Below are 17167 nucleotides of genomic sequence, written 5' to 3' on the forward strand. Positions count from 1 at the left end.
AACCGGGCCGGCTCGGGATGCCGATCCGGTGGTTGGAAAAGTCAAGCGCGTCGCGAGCGCCCGCCCATCGCCTTGGTCAGCCCCTCCGCCGCCGCGCGCACCACCGGGCCGAAGGCGTCGACCTTGCTGTCGGGCAGGCGCACCGCCGGACCGGACACGGAAATGCCGGCCACCGCCTCGCCATACTCGTCGAAGATCGGCGCGGCCACGCAGCGCATGCCGAGCGTATGCTCCTCGTCGTCGATCGACCAGCCGCGGGCGCGGATTTTCCCGATATCCTCGAGCAGCGTCGGGATCGTGTCGCGGGTCCTGTCGGTGAAATGCTGTAGCGTGCGGCCGGAAAGCAGCGCCTCGATGCGGGCATCCGGCCAGGTGGAGAGGATCGCCTTGCCGATGCCGGAGGCGTGGATCGGCCCGCGCCGGCCGGGGCGGAAGAAGGCGCGCATCGGCGCATGGCTTTCCACCTGCGAGATGAAGACCACGTCGCCGTCGTCCTCGATGGCGATGTTGGCGGTCTCGCCGCAGCCTTCCATCAGTTGCTTGAGGAACGGCCGGCTGATCGTGCCGAGCTTGCGGAAGCGCAGGTACGCGGTGCCGATCTCGAAGGCCTTCACGCCGATCGTCCAGGCGCCAGTCTCCGCGTCATGGGCGACCATGCCGTGCTGGGCGAGCGAGGTCAGCAGGCGGTGCACGGTGGAGGGCGCCATGGCCGACTGGTCGGCAAGGTCGGTGAGCGCCGCGCCGTCCGCCTGCGCCACGAGATCGAGAAGTTTCAGGCTGCGGTCCAGCACCTGCACCGAGGACGGTGCCGCATTCTCGCCGGCCTTGCGGCCGGGCCGCCCCCGCGTCTTCTCCTGCTGCTCCGCCATGCGCCCCTCTCTTCCGTCGCTCCGCACTCATGACATAGCCGTCTCGTGGCGATTGTTCCAGTTTCGTTGAAAATGTTTATTTCCATCTGATGGGATTGATTTCCATTTTATGATTGCGCGCAGGAACAGATGCGCTACCTTCCTTCTCGAGAGACGGAGGAAATCCCATGGCTAAAATGCGTGCTGTCGATGCAGCGGTCCTGGTTCTGGAGAAGGAAGGCATCGATTGTGCCTTCGGCGTTCCGGGCGCTGCGATCAATCCCTTCTATTCGGCGCTGAAGGCGCGCGGCACGGTCCGCCATGTGCTTGCCCGCCACGTCGAGGGCGCAAGCCACATGGCCGAGGGCTATACAAGGGCCCGCGCCGGCAATATCGGCCTGTGCATCGGCACGTCGGGCCCGGCCGGCACCGACATGATCACCGGCCTCTATTCGGCCTCCGCCGATTCGATCCCGATCCTGTGCATCACCGGCCAGGCGCCGCGCGCCCGCCTCGACAAGGAGGACTTCCAGGCGGTCGATATCGCCAAGATCGCCGCGCCCGTCACCAAATGGGCCGTCACCGTCATGGAGCCGGGCCTCGTCCCCTATGTCTTCCAGAAGGCGTTCCACACGATGCGCTCCGGCCGTCCCGGCCCGGTGCTGATCGACCTGCCGATCGACGTCCAGCTCGCCGAGATCGAGTTCGACATCGACGCCTACGAGCCGCTCGAACCCTACAAGCCGGCCGCCACCCGCGCCCAGGCCGAAAAGGCCCTCGCCATGCTGAACGCGGCCGAGCGCCCGCTGATCGTCGCCGGCGGCGGCATCATCAACGCGGATGCCTCGGACCTCCTGGTCGAGTTCGCCGAGATCACCGGCGTTCCCGTCATCCCGACGCTGATGGGCTGGGGCACGATCCCGGACGATCACCGGCTGATGGCCGGCATGTGCGGCCTGCAGACCTCGCACCGCTACGGCAACGCGACGCTGCTCGCCTCCGACTTCGTCCTCGGCGTCGGCAACCGCTGGGCCAACCGCCATACCGGCAATGTCTCGACCTATACGGAAGGCCGCACCTTCGTCCATGTCGATATCGAGCCGACCCAGATCGGCCGCGTCTTCACGCCGGACTTCGGCATCGTCTCGGATGCCGGCGCCGCGCTGAAGGTGTTCCTCGACGTCGCGACCGAATGGAAGGTCGCCGGCAAGCTGCGCGACTGGTCGGCCTGGGCCGAGGAGTGCCAGGAGCGCAAGCGCACCATGCTGCGCAAGACCCATTTCGACCAGACGCCGCTGAAGCCGCAGCGCGTCTACGAGGAGATGAACAAGGCCTTCGACCGCGACACCTGCTACGTCTCGACCATCGGTCTTTCCCAGATCGCCGGCGCGCAGTTCCTGCATGTCTACAAGCCGCGCAACTGGATCAACTGTGGCCAGGCCGGCCCGCTCGGCTGGACGCTGCCCGCCGCGCTCGGCGTGCGCGCCGCCGATCCCGATCGCCCGATCGTCGCCCTGTCCGGCGACTACGACTTCCAGTTCCTCATCGAGGAGCTGGCGGTCGGTGCCCAGCACAAGCTGCCCTACCTGCATGTGGTCGTGAACAATTCCTATCTCGGTCTCATCCGCCAGGCCCAGCGCGGCTTCAACATGGACTTCGAGGTCTCGCTCGCCTTCGATAACATCAATGCGTCGGGCGATTCGGAAGCCGGCTATGGTGTCGACCACGTCGCCGTCGCCGAAGGCCTCGGCTGCAAGGCGATCCGCGTGCGCAGCCCGAACGAGTTCCAGGAAGCCTTCAACACCGCGCAGGCGCTGATGAAGGAACACCAGGTCCCCGTCGTCATCGAGTTCATCCTCGAGCGCGTCACCAACATCGCCATGGGCGCCGACATCAATGCCGTCGTCGAATTCGAGGACCTGGCCGAACGCGGCGAAGACGCCCCGACCGCGACGCTGGCCCTCCTGGACTGAGACGAAGAGAGGAAAACACCATGCCGAAATTCGCGGCCAACCTGACCATGCTCTTCAACGAGGCGCCGTTCCTCGAACGCTTCGCGCTGGCCGCCAAGGCCGGCTTCGAAGGGGTGGAATATCTCTTCCCCTACGATTTCGACAAGGAGGCGCTGCGCGCCGCGCTCGATCTCCATGGCCTGACGCAGGTGCTGCACAACCTGCCGGCCGGCAACTGGGCCGGCGGCGAGCGCGGCATCGCGGTCCTGCCGGATCGGGTCGACGAGTTCCGCCGCGGCGTCGCCTCGGCGATCGACTATGCGACGGCGCTCGGCTGCAGGCAGGTCAACTGCCTCTCGGGCATCGCCCCGGTCGGCGTTTCGGACGAGGTGTTGCGCACCACCTTCGTCGCCAACCTGAAGCTGGCGGCGGGCGAGCTCGGCAAGCACGGAATCCGGCTTCTGATCGAACCGATCAACCGCTTCGACATTCCGGGCTTCTACCTCAACACCCCGGATCAGGCGGCCTCCATCATCGCCGAGGTGGGCAGCGACAACCTGTTCATCCAGTACGACCTCTACCACCAGCAGCGCACCGAGGGCGAGCTGATCGGCACGTTCAGGAAGCACCAGGCGCAGATCGCCCATGTGCAGCTCGCCGACAATCCGGGCCGGGGCGAACCGGGCACCGGCGAGATCGCCTGGCCCTTCGTGTTCAAGACGCTGGACGCGCTCGGCTACGACGGCTGGATCGGCTGCGAATACAAGCCACGCACCACCACGCAGGAAGGCCTCGGCTGGCTGGCCGAAGTCGGCCGCTGAAGACACAAACACATTCAAAGCTGAAAGTCTGGGAGTTCAGATCATGGCAAATATCGGTTTCATCGGCCTCGGCATCATGGGTACCCCCATGGCGCGTCACCTTCAGGACGCCGGCCACACGGTCATCACCTCGAAATTCTCCGTTTCGCCGCGTCAGGAACTCATCGACAATGGCCTCAAGATCGTCGACAGCCCGAAGGTGCTGGCCGAGACCGTCGACACGATCATCCTCATGCTGCCCGATACGCCCGAGGTCGAAGACGTGCTCTTCGGCGAGAACGGCGTCTGCTACGGCCTTGCGGCCGGCAAGCTCGTCATCGATATGAGCTCGATCTCGCCGATCGCCACCAAGGAATTTGCCAGGAAGATCCGCGCAACCGGTGCCGAATATGTCGATGGTCCGGTCTCGGGCGGCGAGGTCGGCGCCAAGAACGCCTCGCTCTCCATCATGGCCGGCGGTTCGCAGGAAAGCTTCGACCGGGCGCTGCCGCTCTTCCAGCTGATGGGCAAGAACATCACCCTCGTCGGCGATTGCGGAGACGGCCAGGTGACGAAGGTTGCCAACCAGATCATCGTCGCGCTGACCATCGAGGCGGTGTCCGAAGCCCTCGTCTTCGCCTCGAAGGCCGGTGCCGATCCGGCGCGTGTGCGCGCCGCACTAATGGGCGGCTTTGCCTCCTCGCGCATTCTCGAAGTGCACGGCGAGCGCATGGTCAAGCGCACCTTCGATCCGGGCTTCCGTATCTCGCTGCACCAGAAGGACCTGAACCTGGCGCTGCAGGGCGCCAAGGCGCTCGGCGTCGCCCTGCCCAACACCGCGTCCACGCAGGAGCTCTTCAACCAGTGCGCCGCCCATGGCGAGGCCGGTCTCGATCACTCAGGTCTCGTCAAGGCGCTGGAGCGCATGGCGAACCACGCCGTCGCATGACGGCCTGGCCGGGCGGGGAGGGGAGCCCCGCCCGGCCACCCCTTCTGGAGGCGGCGGCGCAGCCCCTCATCCCCCGCCGCGGCTCTTTTTCATCGGGAGGTGCTGGCGGGCGGGTGAGGGGCTGTGCTTAATTGCCCCGCCCGAAGCGCCGCGCGCCCCGCGCACGGCGACGGCCGCTGTAGAATTTTGAATCTGCTGCCGGAATCCCTCGTCCCGAGGCCCGGCGCAGCGTGACCCGGAGGAACCCATGCCGCCCATCGCCGATCCGCGCGCCTTTCTCGAGCGTCTCTTCTCCGTCGCGGTCTCCGCCGCCGATCCGGACAAGGTGCTGGCCGCCAACCTGCCGGAAAAGCCGAAGGGCCGCACGGTGGTGATCGGTGCCGGCAAGGGCGCGGCGCAGATGGCGCGCGCCTTCGAGCGGCTCTGGGATGGCCCGCTCACCGGCGTCGTCGTCACGCGCTACGGCTATGCCGTCGCCTGCGAGCGCATCGAGATCCTGGAGGCCGCCCATCCGGTGCCCGATGACAGCGGGCTCCTCGCCTCCGGCCGGCTGATGGCCGCCGTGCGGGCCTTACCGAGGACGACCTCGTCGTCGCCCTCGTCTGCGGCGGTGGTTCGGCCCTGCTGCCGGCGCCGGCCGGCGACCTGACGCTTGCCGACGAGATCGCCGTCAACAAGGCGCTGCTGGCCTCCGGCGCGCCGATCAGTGCCATGAACGCCGTGCGCAAGCAGGTCTCGCGCATCAAGGGCGGCCGGCTCGCCGCGCTTGCCCATCCGGCCCGCGTCGTCTCGCTCGTCGTCTCCGACATTCCCGGCGACAATCCCGCCCTCGTCGCCTCCGGCCCGACCATCGCGGACGAGACCACCCGCGCGGATGCCCTGCGCCTCATCGAGCGCTACCGCCTCGACCTGCCCGAAGCCGTGATGCGCCACATCCGCGAGGGCAAGGACGAGCCGCCGCTGCCGTCCGATGCCGCCTTCGCCCGCAACGCGGTGAAGCTCGTCGCCTCCGCCGCCGTCTCGCTGGAGGCCGCCGCCGAAGCGGCGCGCAAGGCGGGTGTCGAGGCCGTCATCCTTTCCGACGCCATCGAGGGCGAGGCGGCCGAGGTCGGCCGCGTGCATGCGGCGATCGCCGCCGAGGTGGTGCGCCGCGACCGGCCGTTCCGCAAGCCCGTCGTCGTGCTGTCGGGCGGCGAGACGACCGTGACGATCAGGGGCAAGGGCAAGGGCGGCCGCAACGGCGAGTTCCTCCTGTCCCTCGCCTGCGGCATCGATGGCCTGCCGGGTCTCTTTGCGCTTGCCGCCGACACGGACGGGATCGACGGTTCGGAGGACAATGCCGGCGCCTTCGCCGACGGGACCACCGTCGCGCGCCTCGCCGACAAGGGCAAGGATGCCGCCGAATTCCTCGGCCGCAACGACAGCTGGACCGCCTTCGACGCGCTCGGCGATCTCTTCGTGCCCGGCCCGACCGGCACCAATGTCAACGATTTCCGGGCCATCCTCATCCAGTAGGATTGGGAGAATCCGGCTAAATATGAAGAAGGTCGCGGAACTGTCCGCGGCCTTTCTGTTTGGTGGCAAACATCGCCCCAAGCACTCCGTCATCCTCGGGCCTGACCCGAGGTCCAGTCTTTCAGCAGCTTGTGGATGGCCGGGTCGAGCCCGACCATGACGGAGGAGAGGCAGGGTGGCCTTTCCTTACCGGTTGGCCATCGAGGCCATGCGCTGCGAGTAGCGTCCGCCGGCCACCTTCGCCGGCGACAGGAGGTCGCCGAGGCGGGCGGCTTCCTCGGGCGTCAGGACGATCTCGGCGGCGGCGGCGTTCTGCTCCAGATGGGGCACCTTGCTGGCGCCGGGGATCGGCACGATGAAATCGCCCTGCGCCAGCACCCAGGCAAGCGCGAGCTGCGCCGGGGCGACGCCCTTTTCCGCCGCCATCTCCTCCAGGAGGGCGACCAGCGCGAGGTTGGCGTCGAAATTCTCCGCGGCAAAGCGCGGCAGCGAGCGGCGGAAATCATCGTCGGCAAGGCCGTCCAGCTTCTTCAGCGCGCCGGTGAGCACGCCGCGGCCGAGCGGGCTGAAGGGCACGAAGCCGATGCCGAGCGTGCGGCAGGTCTCCAGCACGCCGTTTTCCTCGACGTCGCGGGTCCACAGCGAATATTCGCTCTGCACGGCGGCGATCGGGTGCACGGCATGGGCCCTGCGGATCGTCTCGCTGCCGGCTTCCGAAAGGCCGAGCGCCTTCACCTTGCCCGCGCGCACCAGCTCCGCCATGGCGCCCACCGTCTCCTCGATCGGCACGTCCGGGTCGACGCGGTGCTGGTAGTAGAGGTCGATGACCTCGATGCCGAGCCGCTTCAGCGAGGCCTCGGCGACGGCCCTGACGTTTTCCGGCCGGCTGTCCGTACCCGTGATCATCTCGGCCGAGGGTTTGGCGGGATCGATGCGGAAGCCGAACTTGGTGGCGATCACCACCTTGTCGCGCACCGGCTTCAGCGCCTTGCCGAGGAGGATCTCGTTCCTGTAGGGGCCGTAGACCTCGGCCGTATCGAACAGGGTGATGCCGAGATCGACGGCGCGGTGCAGCGTGTCGATGGCCGCCGTCTCGTCGCTGGAGGGGCCGTAGGCGTGGCTCATGCCCATGCAGCCGAGGCCGAGGGCGGAAACGTCGAGGGTACCGAGCTGTCTGTGTTTCATGGCGAAATCCTTCTTCTGTGGACCCCGGGAGGCGGGTCCGCGCGGCCGGGCGGCGAACGATCCGCCGTCATCCGGGCAAGGCCAATCTAGGACGCGGCGCCTCATCGGAAAATTGCTGCAAAAGCCAACGGCTTGTTCTATCTGTTGGAACAATGAACCGGACCCAGCTTTCCCAGCTCGCCGTGCTCGCCATCGTCGCGGAGACGCGCAGCTTTCGCAAGGCCGCGGCTGAACTCGGCATCGCGCCCTCCGCCGTCAGCCATGCGGTCTCGGCACTGGAGGCGAGCCTCGGCGTTCGCCTCATCGCACGCACCACCCGCTCCGTGGCGCCGACCGAGGAGGGGCGCCTGCTGCTCGACACGCTGGCGCCGGCGCTTTCCGACATCGGTTCGGCCATGGAGGCGCTTGCGGACCGGCAGGGCCGCCCCGCCGGTCCGTTGCGCGTCACCATGCCGCTGATCGCCGCCGAGGAGATCGTCATGCCGCGGCTCGGCGCCTTCCTCGCCGCCTATCCGGAGATCGAGCTGGACCTTCGGACCGACGATCGCTTCGAGGACATCGTCGAGAAGGGGTTCGATGCCGGGCTGCGGCTCGGCGAACATCTGGAGGCGGACATGATCGCGGTCCGGGCGAGCGGCCCCTGGCGCGGCCTCATCGTCGGCGCGCCGGCCTATTTCGAGAGCCATCCGAAACCCGTCCAGCCGCGCGACCTCATGCAGCACCGCTGCATCCGGCGGCGCTTTTCCAGCGGGCGGATCTATCGCTGGGAGCTGGAAAAGGACGGGCGGCTGGTGACGGTCGACGTCACCGGCCCGCTGATCGTCTCCGACCAGCGGCTGATGCGCGCGGCCGCGATGGACGGCGCGGGCCTTGCCTATGTCTTCGACCAGCGCGTCGCCGAGGATATCGAGGCCGGCCGGCTCGTCGCGGTGCTGGAAGACTGGTGCCCGGCCTTCGACGGCTTTTCGATCTACTATCCCTCGCGCCGGCAGATGCGCCCGGCGCTGCGCGCCTTCGTCGATTTCTTCCGCTTCCGCGGCTGACCCGGGCTCAACGGAACTGTGTCAGGTTTTCAGCCGGTAGCGGATATGCCCGTCGGCCTCGACATAGCTGTCGTAGAGCTTGCGGGCGCGCGCATTGTCCTGGCGGGTGTGCCAGTAGATGCCGCGCCAGCCGTTGCGCCTGGAAATGGTGACGAGATCGTCGATCAGCGCCCGGCCGATGCCCCTGCCGCGCGTGCCCTCGTCGACGAACATGTCCTCGAGATAGCCTTCCGGCGCGATGCCCCAGGTGGAATCGTGGTAGTGGTGGATGGCAAAGCCCAGCACCGTCCTGCCTTCCTCGGCAAGCCGCATCGAGACGCGCGAGCCGGGATCCAGGATGCGTGCCCAGGTGAAGGCGGTCACCTCCTCAGGCACGTCGGTCTCGTAGAAGGCGAGGTAGCCGGCCCAGAGCTTTCTCCAGGCGGCCTCGTCACCCTCCAGCGCATCGCGGATGGTGATGGCCATGGGTCACGCCCCCGCCGTGTCGAGCGCGGCCATCTGCTCCGCGCTCAGCGTGAGGGCTGCCGCCTTCATCAGGCTTGCGAGCTGGCCGAGGCTGGTCGCGCTGGCGATCGGCGCGGTGACGGCAGGCTTGGCCATCAGCCAGGCGAGCGCGATTTCGGCCGGCGTCGCGCCGGTCTCGGCGGCCACCTTGTCGAGGGCGGCGAGGATGCGCAGGCCCTTGTCGTCGAGATAGTGCACGACGCCCTCGCCGCGGGCCTTGCCCTCCGTGTCCGCCTTCGTGCGGTACTTGCCGGTCAGGAAGCCGGAGGCGAGGCTGTAATAGGTGATGACGCCGAGATCCTCCTTCCGGCACAGATCGGCCAGCGCGCCCTCGAAGCCGGCGCGGTCATAGAGATTGTATTCCGGCTGCAGCGCGCCGTAGCGCGGCAGGCCGGCCTTGTCGGCGGCCTCGAACGAGGCCTGCAGCTGGCCGGCATCGAGGTTCGAGGCGCCGAAGGCGCGCACCTTGCCGGCCTTGACGAGGCTTGCATGGGCCTCCAGCGTCTCCTCGTAGGGCGTCTGCGGATCCGGCCAGTGCGAGAGATAGAGGTCGATATGATCGGTCTGGAGCCGCTTCAGCGAATTCTCGACCGCCTCGACGATCCAGCGCCTGCGCAGGTCCCGGCGTCCCTGGCCCATGTCGGAGCCGACCTTGGTGATGACCACCACCCTGTCGCGGGCGATGCCGGAGCGCTTCAGCCACTTGCCGATGATCGTCTCGGATTCGCCGCCCTGGTTGCCCGGCGCCCAGCGGGAATAGACGTCGGCCGTGTCGATGGCGTTGAAGCCGGCGCCGGTGAAGGCGTCGAGCAGGTCGAAGGAGGTCTTCTCGTCGGCCGTCCAGCCGAAGACATTGCCGCCGAAGACGAGGGGGGCGATCGAAAGGCCGGTCTTGCCGAGGGCGCGAAACTGCATGGGGTTCCTCCAAAGGGTTCGTGCTGAAAAAGGCTTCCTGCAACATAGGGCGCCGCCGGCGCCTTTGCACGCCATGGATCCGACTTTTTGCCGGCCGCCGCGCTTGCGAGGAACGTACCTCGCGACTAGTCTCCTGTCGCAATCAGGGAGAGATCACCATGCTGCGTTTCGGAATCCTGTCGACGGCCAAGATCGGCCGCGAACTCGTCGTGCCGGCCATCCAGGACGCGGAAAACTGCGTCATCACCGCCATTGCCAGCCGTGACCTCGCCAAGGCCCGCGCCATGGCCGACCGCTTCTCGGTGCCGCATGCCTTCGGCTCCTACGAGGAGATGCTGGCCTCGGACACGATCGACGCCGTCTATATCCCGCTGCCGACGTCCCAGCATGTGGAATGGTCGATCAAGGCGGCGGATGCGGGAAAGCATGTGCTGTGCGAAAAGCCGATCGCGCTCAAGGCCGGGGAGATCGACGCGCTGATCGCCGCGCGCGACCGCAACAAGGTGTTGATCTCGGAGGCCTTCATGGTCACCTACAGCCCTGTCTGGCGCAAGGTCCGCGCGCTGCTTGCCGAAGGCGCGATCGGCCGGCTGCGCCATGTGCAGGGCGCCTTCACCTATTTCAACCGCGACCCCGGCAACATGCGCAACGTGCCGGCGCTCGGCGGCGGAGGCCTGCCCGACATCGGCGTCTACCCGACTATCACCACGCGCTTTTCCACCGGCAAGGAGCCGGTCCGCGTGCAGGCGAGCACGGAGCGCGACCCGGAATTCGGCACCGACATCTATTCGAGCGTGCGCGCCGATTTCGGCGACTTCGAGCTTTCCTTCTACGTCTCCACCCAGCTCGCCCAGCGCCAGGTCATGGTCTTCCACGGCGACAAGGGCTTCATCGAGGTGAAGTCGCCCTTCAATGCCGATCGCTACGGGGCGGAGGAGATCGAGCTCACCAACCAGAGCCACAGCGAAAGCCAGCTCTTCCGCTTCCAGGATGCCCGCCAGTACAGGCGCGAGGCCGAGGCCTTCACCCGGGCGGCGCTCGGGGGGACGAGGAGGTCGTGTCGCTGGAAAACTCGCGCCTCAACCAGAGGCTCATCGACGCCATCTACCGCGCCAGCGAGAAGGATGGCTGGGAGCCGGTCTGAGGCGAAGGCATCGACCTCCGCCCCGAGAGTGGTGGCATGCGGCACGGCGCCGCCGCTTTGCCTTCTCCCGCCGGGGAGAAGGCAAGAGGCAACACCTCATTTCACATGCGCCTCCGTTGCCTGAAGGGCGGAGGCGAAATGCCGGATCAGGCGGCCGGCTGCTTCGTCTTGCGCAGGTAGGGCAGGACGGTGTCGAAGGCGCCGAAGCGGGTGATGGCGTCCTCGTTGGAAACGGCGGCGGTGATGATCACGTCTTCGCCCTGCTGCCAGTTGGCGGGCGTCGCCACCTGGTGCTTGCTGGTGAGCTGGATCGAATCGATCGCGCGCAGGATCTCCGCGAAGTTGCGGCCCGTCGTCATCGGGTAGGTGAGGATCAGCTTGATCTTCTTGTCCGGGCCGATGACGAAGACGGAGCGCACAGTGGCGTTGTCGGCGGGCGTGCGGCCTTCCGACGTGTCGCCGGCGGCGGCCGGCAGCATGTCATAGAGCTTCGCCACCTTCAGGTCCTTGTCGCCGATCAGCGGGTATTCGACGTCGAAGCCCGTGGCGGTGCGGATATCGGCCTTCCACTTGGCGTGGCTGTCGACCGGATCGACCGAGATGCCGATGATCTTCACGCCGCGCTTGCGGAACTCGCCCTCGACGCCGGCCATGGCGCCGAGCTCGGTGGTGCAGACCGGGGTGAAGTTCTTCGGGTGCGAGAAGAGCACCGCCCAGCCGTCGCCGATCCAGTCGTGGAAGCTGACCGGGCCGATGGTGGTCTCGGCGGTGAAGTCCGGAGCGATGTCGTTGATGCGCAGGCTCATGGGATGGTCCTCTCTTTCATGCGGGGATCGCAGGATAGCCCCGCGAAAAATATGTCCGAGGGGTAGATAGAACGAAAAAAACGCCTTGCCTATAGCGGCCCGCCGTCGCCTGCCGCCCGCGCGGGAGCGCATCTTTGCGCCCTTTGCGCCGGCGGGATGAAGGCTTTCGGCGGCTTGCGGATGACGCGCCAAACCGTTCCGCGAAGCCGGCGGGAAATGGAAGGGGATTTCTTTTGACCGGAAGGGCAAATTTCCGGGCCTGGCGCCATTCCGGCAAGGGGCGCCGCGGTTTTGTCCACGAACCGTCTACTTGCCGATCCCGGCGCGCCCGCTCGTCAGGTCCGCGATCATCCGGCTGATCTCCTCCGCCTTTTCCGCCGGTACGCGGAAGGCAAGGCGCGCGCCGCGCGCGTGAAAGGTCTCCTCGTCCATCACGAGGCCGGCAAGGGCGGAAAGCCGCGCCTTGACCAGCGCGAGATCGGAAAAGCCGAGCGAGACGGACAGCGCGACGCGCTCGACATATTCGGTCTTGGCGGCGGCGCGCAGGCAGGCGGCCGCCGTGCCGCCATAGGCGCGGATGAGCCCGCCGCTGCCGAGCAGGATGCCGCCGAACCAGCGGGTGACGACGACGAGCGTGCGGTCGAGCGCCTGGCCGTCGATCGCCTGCAGGATCGGCTTTCCGGCCGTGCCGCTCGGCTCGCCGTCGTCGCTGAAGCGGTAGGTCTGGCCGATGCGCCAGGCCCAGCAATTGTGGTTGGCCGTGGGGTCCGAGACCTCGGCCAGCCGGGCCTTCGCCTCGGCCTCGCTCTCGACGGGGCAGGCGATCGCGCGGAACCGGCTCTTGCGGATCTCCTCTTCGAACAGCTCTGTCTGGTCCAGCGTGTACAAGGCGTCTTCCCGGTGGCGTCAGGCTGCCTCGTACTCCCTCGGCTTGGTGCGTATCAAGGGCGGAATAGAGCACTAATTTTGTAGACTATTGACAGCCGCCACGATTCCGCCATGATGTTGACCGGGACGTTAAACGGAACGGGAGCCTACCGCATGATCTATCTCGGCGGCGTGACGCTTGGTTACTTCAACCTCTACCCCGTCGGCTTCCAGCCGAAGGACGAGCAATCCGCAAGTGACGACACGCCCGGCCGCGCGACGGAAGACAGGCTGCCGCTCGAGGGCAGCCGGCTCTCCTCCTCCCGCCGCCCGGTCCAGTGGCCGCTGCACGTCTTCTTCTAAGGCAGCACAGTCTCCCTTCCCACAGGAAATCATCGATGATTTCCTGTAGTCGGGCAAATGCAGAGGGAAATGACCGCTCCGACATCGCGCCGGAGCCGGCGGGTCAGGGAAGCGCCGCGCAGGTGCCGGCCCTGGCCGGCAGCCCGCCGCCGGCGATGAGCGCGGCAAGCTGGGGCCGGTCGCCGTCGGCGGTCGGCTGGATGTTGAGCGGCTCCGTCGCCGGCCACCAGTCGCCGCCCGCCCAATAGGCCCAGCCGGTCCAGACCGCGCTTTCCTTGCCGACCAGCGCGGTCATGCGGGCGAGCCCGTCGAGGCAGGCCTTGTCCGCCGCGCCGCCGAACTCGCCGAGGAAGCCGCGCTTGTTGTTGCGCTTCAGCCAGTCGGTGAAGCGCTCCAGTGCGGCCACGGCGCCGTCCGCCCGCGTGCAGGTGTCCGCCTTGCCGGAAAAATCCGCGTCGAGATACTGATGCACCTCGTAGGCGTGGTTGTCGGCGGGGTCCTCGATGCCGAGCATGACGGTGCCGTTGGCGCCGCCCTCCCGCTCCTCTTCCCAGCTATGCGCCCCCGTCCAGATCGTGCCGGGCACGAGCACGAGGTTCTTCGCGCCCGCCTCGCGGATCGCGGCGATCGCCGCATTGGCGGAGGCGAGCCACTGAGGGGCGGATACGTCGTGCGGCTCGTTCATCAGGCCGAATTGCACGCCGCCGTCGTCCTTGTAGTCCTCGGCAAGCCGGCGCCAGAAATCGGCGAAGGCGCTGTCGGGCACCTCGGCCGAGCCGACCTGCTTGTCGCCGTAATAGGCGTAGTTGTGCGGGTCGAGGATGACGGTCATGCCGGCGCCGCGCAGCGCCTTGACGGTCTCGGTGAGCCGCTTGCGCTCCGCCTTGTCGAAGCCGCGGTTCAGCCGCGGCTGCAGCCGTTCCCATTTGAAGGGAAGGCGCACGGCATTGAAGCCCTTGCCGGCGAAATAGGCGATCGTTTCGGCGGACGGATAGGTATAGTCCTTGCCGAAGGTGCCGCGCCCCTCGCCGAATTCGGCGCCGGCGAGGTTCACGCCGCTGAGGCACGCCGCGCTCGCCTGAACGGGAAGAATCAAAGCCGCCATGGCCGCCACCAGTCGAAAGCGCGCCGCCGCGCCGCATAGGGATTGCACGCCTGCCTCCGTTCCGGCCGGGCGCCGGTTGGTTCCGTGGGGTATCGCACCCCGTCCATGGGAGCCGATCAAGACGCACACGATCTTAAGGCGGTGTTAAGGCGGTCCGCCTTTTCGCGAAATGGATTAAGAGAATGCGACCGTCCCGCTGCCCGTCATCTGCCGAATGCGGGCGCCCGGTGATTCCACTTGGCCGCAAAATGCTCTAGAGGCGAGGATGCCGCCGATCGACCGGCCGGCCCCGACAACAGGTTCCTTCCATGCCCGCTCCCGATACGTCCGCTCCCCTTTCCTCCGGCAAGCGCCATCCGCTGCGTGTTCTCCTGTCGCTCGTCAGCGACGAGAAGGGCCGCGTGATGCGGGCGGTCGCCTCGTCGGTCATCAACAAGATCTTCGACGTCATGCCGGAGATCCTGATCGGCATCGCGCTCGACGTGGTGGTGCGCGGCAAGGATTCCTTCGTGGCGCAGGTCGGCATCACCGATCCCGTGCAGCAGCTCACCCTGCTCGGCATCGCCACCTTCCTCATCTGGTTCGGCGAATCGCTGTTCGAATATTTCTACCAGATCCTCTGGCGGGGCCTGGCGCAGGACGTGCAGCACCGGCTGCGCATCCTCTGTTATGACCACGCCCAGCACCTGCCGTCGAGCTTCTACGAGGAGAACCGCTCCGGTGATCTCGTCGCCGTGCTGAACGACGACATCAACCAGCTCGAACGCTTCCTCGATCGCGGCGCGAACGAGCTGATCCAGACCTTTTCCGCCGTCATCCTCGTCGGCGCGGTGTTCTTCATCGTCAGCCCGCTGATCGCCGTCATCGCCTTCACGCCGGTGCCGGCGATCATCGCCGGCGCCTTCTGGTTCCAGCGCCGGGCGCAGGCGCGCTACGATGCGGTGCGGGCGCGGGCCGGCGGGCTCGGCGCGCGGCTCACCACCAACCTGCAGGGCCTGCAGACCATCCGCGCCTTCGGCGCCGAAGCGCGCGAGACGGCGGCGCTGACGGCGGAAAGCCGCGGCTATGTCGAGGCGAACCGGGCGGCGATCCGCGTCTCCTCCGCCTTCATCCCGATCATCCGCATGGCGATCCTGTCCGGCTTCCTCGCCACCTTCCTGATCGGCGGCTGGCTGACGCTGACCGGGCAGATGCAGGTCGGCGCCTATGGCCTGCTCGTCTTCCTCACCCAGCGCCTGCTCTGGCCGATGACCGGCCTTGCCGAGATCGCCGACCTCTACGAGCGCGCCATGGCCTCGACGCGCCGCATCCTGCGCCTGCTCGACGAGCCGCGCGGCGAGCCGCACGGCACGCACGAAGCGAAAGTCTCCGGCCGCTTCGAGATCGACGGCGTTACCTTCCGCTATGCGACGAGCCCCGGCGGCGTCAGCGACATCAACCTCGCCATCAAGGCGGGCGAGACGGTCGCCCTCGTCGGCCCCACGGGCAGCGGCAAGTCGACGCTGATCAAGCTGCTCGGCCTCTTCATCCGCCCGCAGAAGGGCCGTATCCTCCTCGACGGCGTGCCGCTCGCCGACTGGTCCGGCGAATGTCTGCGCAAGAGCATGGCCTGGGTGCCGCAGGAGGTGACGCTGTTTTCCGGCTCGATCGCCGACAACATCGCCTATGGCCGGCCGGGCGCGAGCCGCCGGGAGGTCGAGGCCGCCGCGCGCATGGCGGAGGCCGACGGCTTCATCCGAGACCTGCCGGACGGGTACGAAAGCCAGATCGGCGAATACGGCCAGAAGCTCTCGGGCGGCCAGCGCCAGCGCATCGCGCTTGCCCGCGCGCTGCTGATCGATCCGGCAATCCTCATCCTCGACGAGGCGACGAGCGCCGTCGACAACGAGACGGAGGCGGCGATCCAGCGCTCGCTCGCCAAGATGAAGGGCAAGCGCACGGTCATCCTCGTCGCGCACCGGCTGAGCACGGTGGTGCACGCCGACGCCATCCATGTGATGGAGGCGGGCCGGGTGATCCAGTCGGGCTCGCACGACGCGCTTGTGGAGCGGCCGGGGCTTTATCGCAATCTCTGGAACATCCAGACGGGGCATGCGGAGATCGCGGAGGCGTAGCGGCCCTGCTGAGGGCAACTGTGTTTGAACTTATAGCCTGATCGGCCGGTTGCTCCGGATCATGGCGTTGAGGATGACGAGGAGTTGTCGTCCAGCAGCGATGAGGATGGTTTTGGGGGCCTTGCCGGCGGCACGCATTCGATCCCGCATGGCAATGAGGGTAGGGACGCGCCGGGTTGCGGTTAGGGCTGCAATGTACAGAGCCTCGCGAACCTTTCTCCGCCCACCCCAGATGCGCCTTGTGCCCTTCCATGTTCCGCTTTCACGCGCATGCGGCGCGAGTCCTGCAAGAGAGGCGATACGTCTTCGATCGAGAGTGCCGAGTTCGGGCAATTCTCCAAGCAGGGTTGCCAGCACGGTGGGGCCGATACCGGGCACAGCAGACAGGAGATGGGCCTGCGCCGCAAGGTCACGGCTTTCGCCGATGATGGCCGCGATCTGCTTGTCCAGTTTCTCGATCCTGCGGTCGAAGATGGCGATCATGCTGTCGATGTCGTGAAGCAATTCCGGTTGCCCGGCGCTATGCCGGCGCAGCTTCTCGGCCTTTCGGGCTTCGACCAACTGCTTGCGTCGCCTGAGGAAATCGGCGAGCCGTTTCCTTTGTGGCTCCTGCGGCTTGGTGATGGTCAGGGGAAGGCGCTGCCCCATCTGGGCCAGCACCCTGGCATCGACCTTGTCGGTCTTGGCAAGCACGCCGAGCGCGCGGGCGAACTCGCGTGCCTGCCGTGGGTTGACGCGGGCATAGGTGACGCCGTGCTCCGCAAGGACTTGCATGAGGACAGCATCGCATCCGCTGGTGGCCTCGAAGACGACAAGAGCGGAGGTCTCAAGCGTTACGATCCATTGCGTGATGCCGGACTTGGTGTTCTCGATCCTCGACGTCCTGCGCCCGGCATTGATGCAGACGTCGATGAAGGCGCGGGAAAGATCGCAGCCGACGATGATCTGTGGCATGGTAAAGCTCCTGTCCATGTCGTGCGGGCTCGTGGCAGGCCCAAGCAACTGTTCAGGTTGACGACCAAGCGAAGGGGACCCTTGCTCTCAGACGGGATGGGAC

General features: G+C 67.2%; 14 protein-coding genes and 2 pseudogenes. 8 read left to right on the top strand and 8 right to left on the bottom strand.

Going from position 1 to position 17167, the window contains the following annotated elements; genetic code table 11:
- Positions 1-41 precede the first annotated feature (41 nt).
- Complete coding sequence (bhcR, locus tag shn_RS20655; protein ID WP_064332072.1) at positions 42-869, bottom strand: HTH-type transcriptional regulator BhcR; 828 nt, start codon at positions 867-869, stop codon at positions 42-44.
- A gap of 167 nt (positions 870-1036) precedes the next feature.
- Between bhcR and gcl the strand changes: the two genes are divergently transcribed.
- From gcl to shn_RS20675, 4 genes and pseudogenes are all read left to right on the top strand, one after another.
- The gene (gene gcl / locus shn_RS20660) at positions 1037-2821 is read left to right on the top strand and encodes a glyoxylate carboligase (RefSeq protein WP_064332073.1); all 1785 of its coding nucleotides are present in this window, start codon (positions 1037-1039) and stop codon (positions 2819-2821) included.
- Between the two features lie 20 nt (positions 2822-2841).
- A complete protein-coding gene (gene hyi / locus shn_RS20665; RefSeq protein WP_064332074.1) occupies positions 2842-3621 on the top strand; it encodes a hydroxypyruvate isomerase in 780 nt (259 codons plus the stop codon).
- Positions 3622-3664: 43 nt separating this feature from the next.
- Positions 3665-4549 carry a 2-hydroxy-3-oxopropionate reductase gene (locus shn_RS20670; RefSeq protein ID WP_064332075.1) on the top strand — a complete coding sequence of 295 codons (885 nt, stop codon included), beginning with the start codon at positions 3665-3667 and terminating at the stop codon, positions 4547-4549.
- 247 nt (positions 4550-4796) lie between these two features.
- Positions 4797-6064 (top strand): annotated as a pseudogene (locus tag shn_RS20675) (glycerate kinase).
- A gap of 186 nt (positions 6065-6250) precedes the next feature.
- On the opposite strand, the gene shn_RS20680 reads toward shn_RS20675, so the two are convergent.
- A complete protein-coding gene (locus shn_RS20680; protein WP_064332076.1) occupies positions 6251-7249 on the bottom strand; it encodes an aldo/keto reductase in 999 nt (332 codons plus the stop codon).
- A 152-nt stretch (positions 7250-7401) separates the two neighbouring features.
- Between shn_RS20680 and shn_RS20685 the strand changes: the two genes are divergently transcribed.
- Positions 7402-8292 carry a LysR family transcriptional regulator gene (locus shn_RS20685; RefSeq protein WP_064332077.1) on the top strand — a complete coding sequence of 297 codons (891 nt, stop codon included), beginning with the start codon at positions 7402-7404 and terminating at the stop codon, positions 8290-8292.
- Positions 8293-8313: 21 nt separating this feature from the next.
- Here the strand turns inward: shn_RS20685 and shn_RS20690 are convergent, their stop codons facing one another.
- The gene (locus shn_RS20690; protein WP_064332078.1) at positions 8314-8757 is read right to left on the bottom strand and encodes a GNAT family N-acetyltransferase; all 444 of its coding nucleotides are present in this window, start codon (positions 8755-8757) and stop codon (positions 8314-8316) included.
- Positions 8758-8760: 3 nt separating this feature from the next.
- Positions 8761-9711: an aldo/keto reductase gene (locus tag shn_RS20695; RefSeq protein WP_064332079.1), complete on the bottom strand. Its 951-nt coding sequence runs from the start codon at positions 9709-9711 to the stop codon at positions 8761-8763.
- Between the two features lie 158 nt (positions 9712-9869).
- On the opposite strand from shn_RS20695, the pseudogene shn_RS20700 reads away from it, so the two are divergent.
- A pseudogene (locus shn_RS20700) lies at positions 9870-10855 on the top strand (Gfo/Idh/MocA family protein).
- A 146-nt stretch (positions 10856-11001) separates the two neighbouring features.
- Here shn_RS20700 and shn_RS20705 read toward each other — a convergent pair.
- Entirely contained in the window at positions 11002-11661 is a 660-nt protein-coding gene (locus shn_RS20705; protein ID WP_064332080.1) for a peroxiredoxin, read from the bottom strand.
- Positions 11662-11967: 306 nt separating this feature from the next.
- The gene (locus tag shn_RS20710) at positions 11968-12549 is read right to left on the bottom strand and encodes a YigZ family protein (RefSeq protein WP_064332081.1); all 582 of its coding nucleotides are present in this window, start codon (positions 12547-12549) and stop codon (positions 11968-11970) included.
- A gap of 153 nt (positions 12550-12702) precedes the next feature.
- On the opposite strand from shn_RS20710, the gene shn_RS20715 reads away from it, so the two are divergent.
- On the top strand, positions 12703-12891 hold the full coding sequence (locus shn_RS20715; protein ID WP_064332082.1) for a hypothetical protein: 189 nt from the start codon (positions 12703-12705) through the stop codon (positions 12889-12891).
- A gap of 103 nt (positions 12892-12994) precedes the next feature.
- Here the strand turns inward: shn_RS20715 and shn_RS20720 are convergent, their stop codons facing one another.
- Positions 12995-13996 (bottom strand): glycoside hydrolase family 5 protein, encoded by a 1002-nt coding sequence (locus shn_RS20720; protein WP_064332083.1) that lies wholly within the window; start codon positions 13994-13996, stop codon positions 12995-12997.
- Between the two features lie 308 nt (positions 13997-14304).
- Between shn_RS20720 and shn_RS20725 the strand changes: the two genes are divergently transcribed.
- Entirely contained in the window at positions 14305-16110 is a 1806-nt protein-coding gene (locus shn_RS20725) for an ABC transporter ATP-binding protein (protein ID WP_064332084.1), read from the top strand.
- Between the two features lie 30 nt (positions 16111-16140).
- Here shn_RS20725 and shn_RS20730 read toward each other — a convergent pair whose 3' ends face one another.
- Positions 16141-17064: an IS110 family transposase gene (locus tag shn_RS20730; RefSeq protein WP_168168934.1), complete on the bottom strand. Its 924-nt coding sequence runs from the start codon at positions 17062-17064 to the stop codon at positions 16141-16143.
- Between the last annotated feature and the right edge of the window lie 103 nt (positions 17065-17167).

Source organism: Shinella sp. HZN7 (assembly GCF_001652565.1).
GTDB classification, from domain to species: domain Bacteria; phylum Pseudomonadota; class Alphaproteobacteria; order Rhizobiales; family Rhizobiaceae; genus Shinella; species Shinella granuli.

What these genes read in the sequence shown, in the direction of transcription:
- shn_RS20725 (WP_064332084.1), top strand. Translation starts at nt 14,305, where the DNA reads ATGCCCGCTCCCGATACGTCCGCTCCCCTTTCCTCCGGCAAGCGCCAT.
- gcl (WP_064332073.1), top strand. Translation starts at nt 1,037, where the DNA reads ATGGCTAAAATGCGTGCTGTCGATGCAGCGGTCCTGGTTCTGGAGAAG.
- shn_RS20670 (WP_064332075.1), top strand. Translation starts at nt 3,665, where the DNA reads ATGGCAAATATCGGTTTCATCGGCCTCGGCATCATGGGTACCCCCATG.
- bhcR (WP_064332072.1), bottom strand. Translation starts at nt 869, where the DNA reads ATGGCGGAGCAGCAGGAGAAGACGCGGGGGCGGCCCGGCCGCAAGGCC.
- shn_RS20705 (WP_064332080.1), bottom strand. Translation starts at nt 11,661, where the DNA reads ATGAGCCTGCGCATCAACGACATCGCTCCGGACTTCACCGCCGAGACC.
- shn_RS20695 (WP_064332079.1), bottom strand. Translation starts at nt 9,711, where the DNA reads ATGCAGTTTCGCGCCCTCGGCAAGACCGGCCTTTCGATCGCCCCCCTC.
- shn_RS20720 (WP_064332083.1), bottom strand. Translation starts at nt 13,996, where the DNA reads ATGGCGGCTTTGATTCTTCCCGTTCAGGCGAGCGCGGCGTGCCTCAGC.
- shn_RS20680 (WP_064332076.1), bottom strand. Translation starts at nt 7,249, where the DNA reads ATGAAACACAGACAGCTCGGTACCCTCGACGTTTCCGCCCTCGGCCTC.
- hyi (WP_064332074.1), top strand. Translation starts at nt 2,842, where the DNA reads ATGCCGAAATTCGCGGCCAACCTGACCATGCTCTTCAACGAGGCGCCG.
- shn_RS20685 (WP_064332077.1), top strand. Translation starts at nt 7,402, where the DNA reads ATGAACCGGACCCAGCTTTCCCAGCTCGCCGTGCTCGCCATCGTCGCG.
- shn_RS20690 (WP_064332078.1), bottom strand. Translation starts at nt 8,757, where the DNA reads ATGGCCATCACCATCCGCGATGCGCTGGAGGGTGACGAGGCCGCCTGG.
- shn_RS20715 (WP_064332082.1), top strand. Translation starts at nt 12,703, where the DNA reads ATGATCTATCTCGGCGGCGTGACGCTTGGTTACTTCAACCTCTACCCC.
- shn_RS20730 (WP_168168934.1), bottom strand. Translation starts at nt 17,064, where the DNA reads ATGCCACAGATCATCGTCGGCTGCGATCTTTCCCGCGCCTTCATCGAC.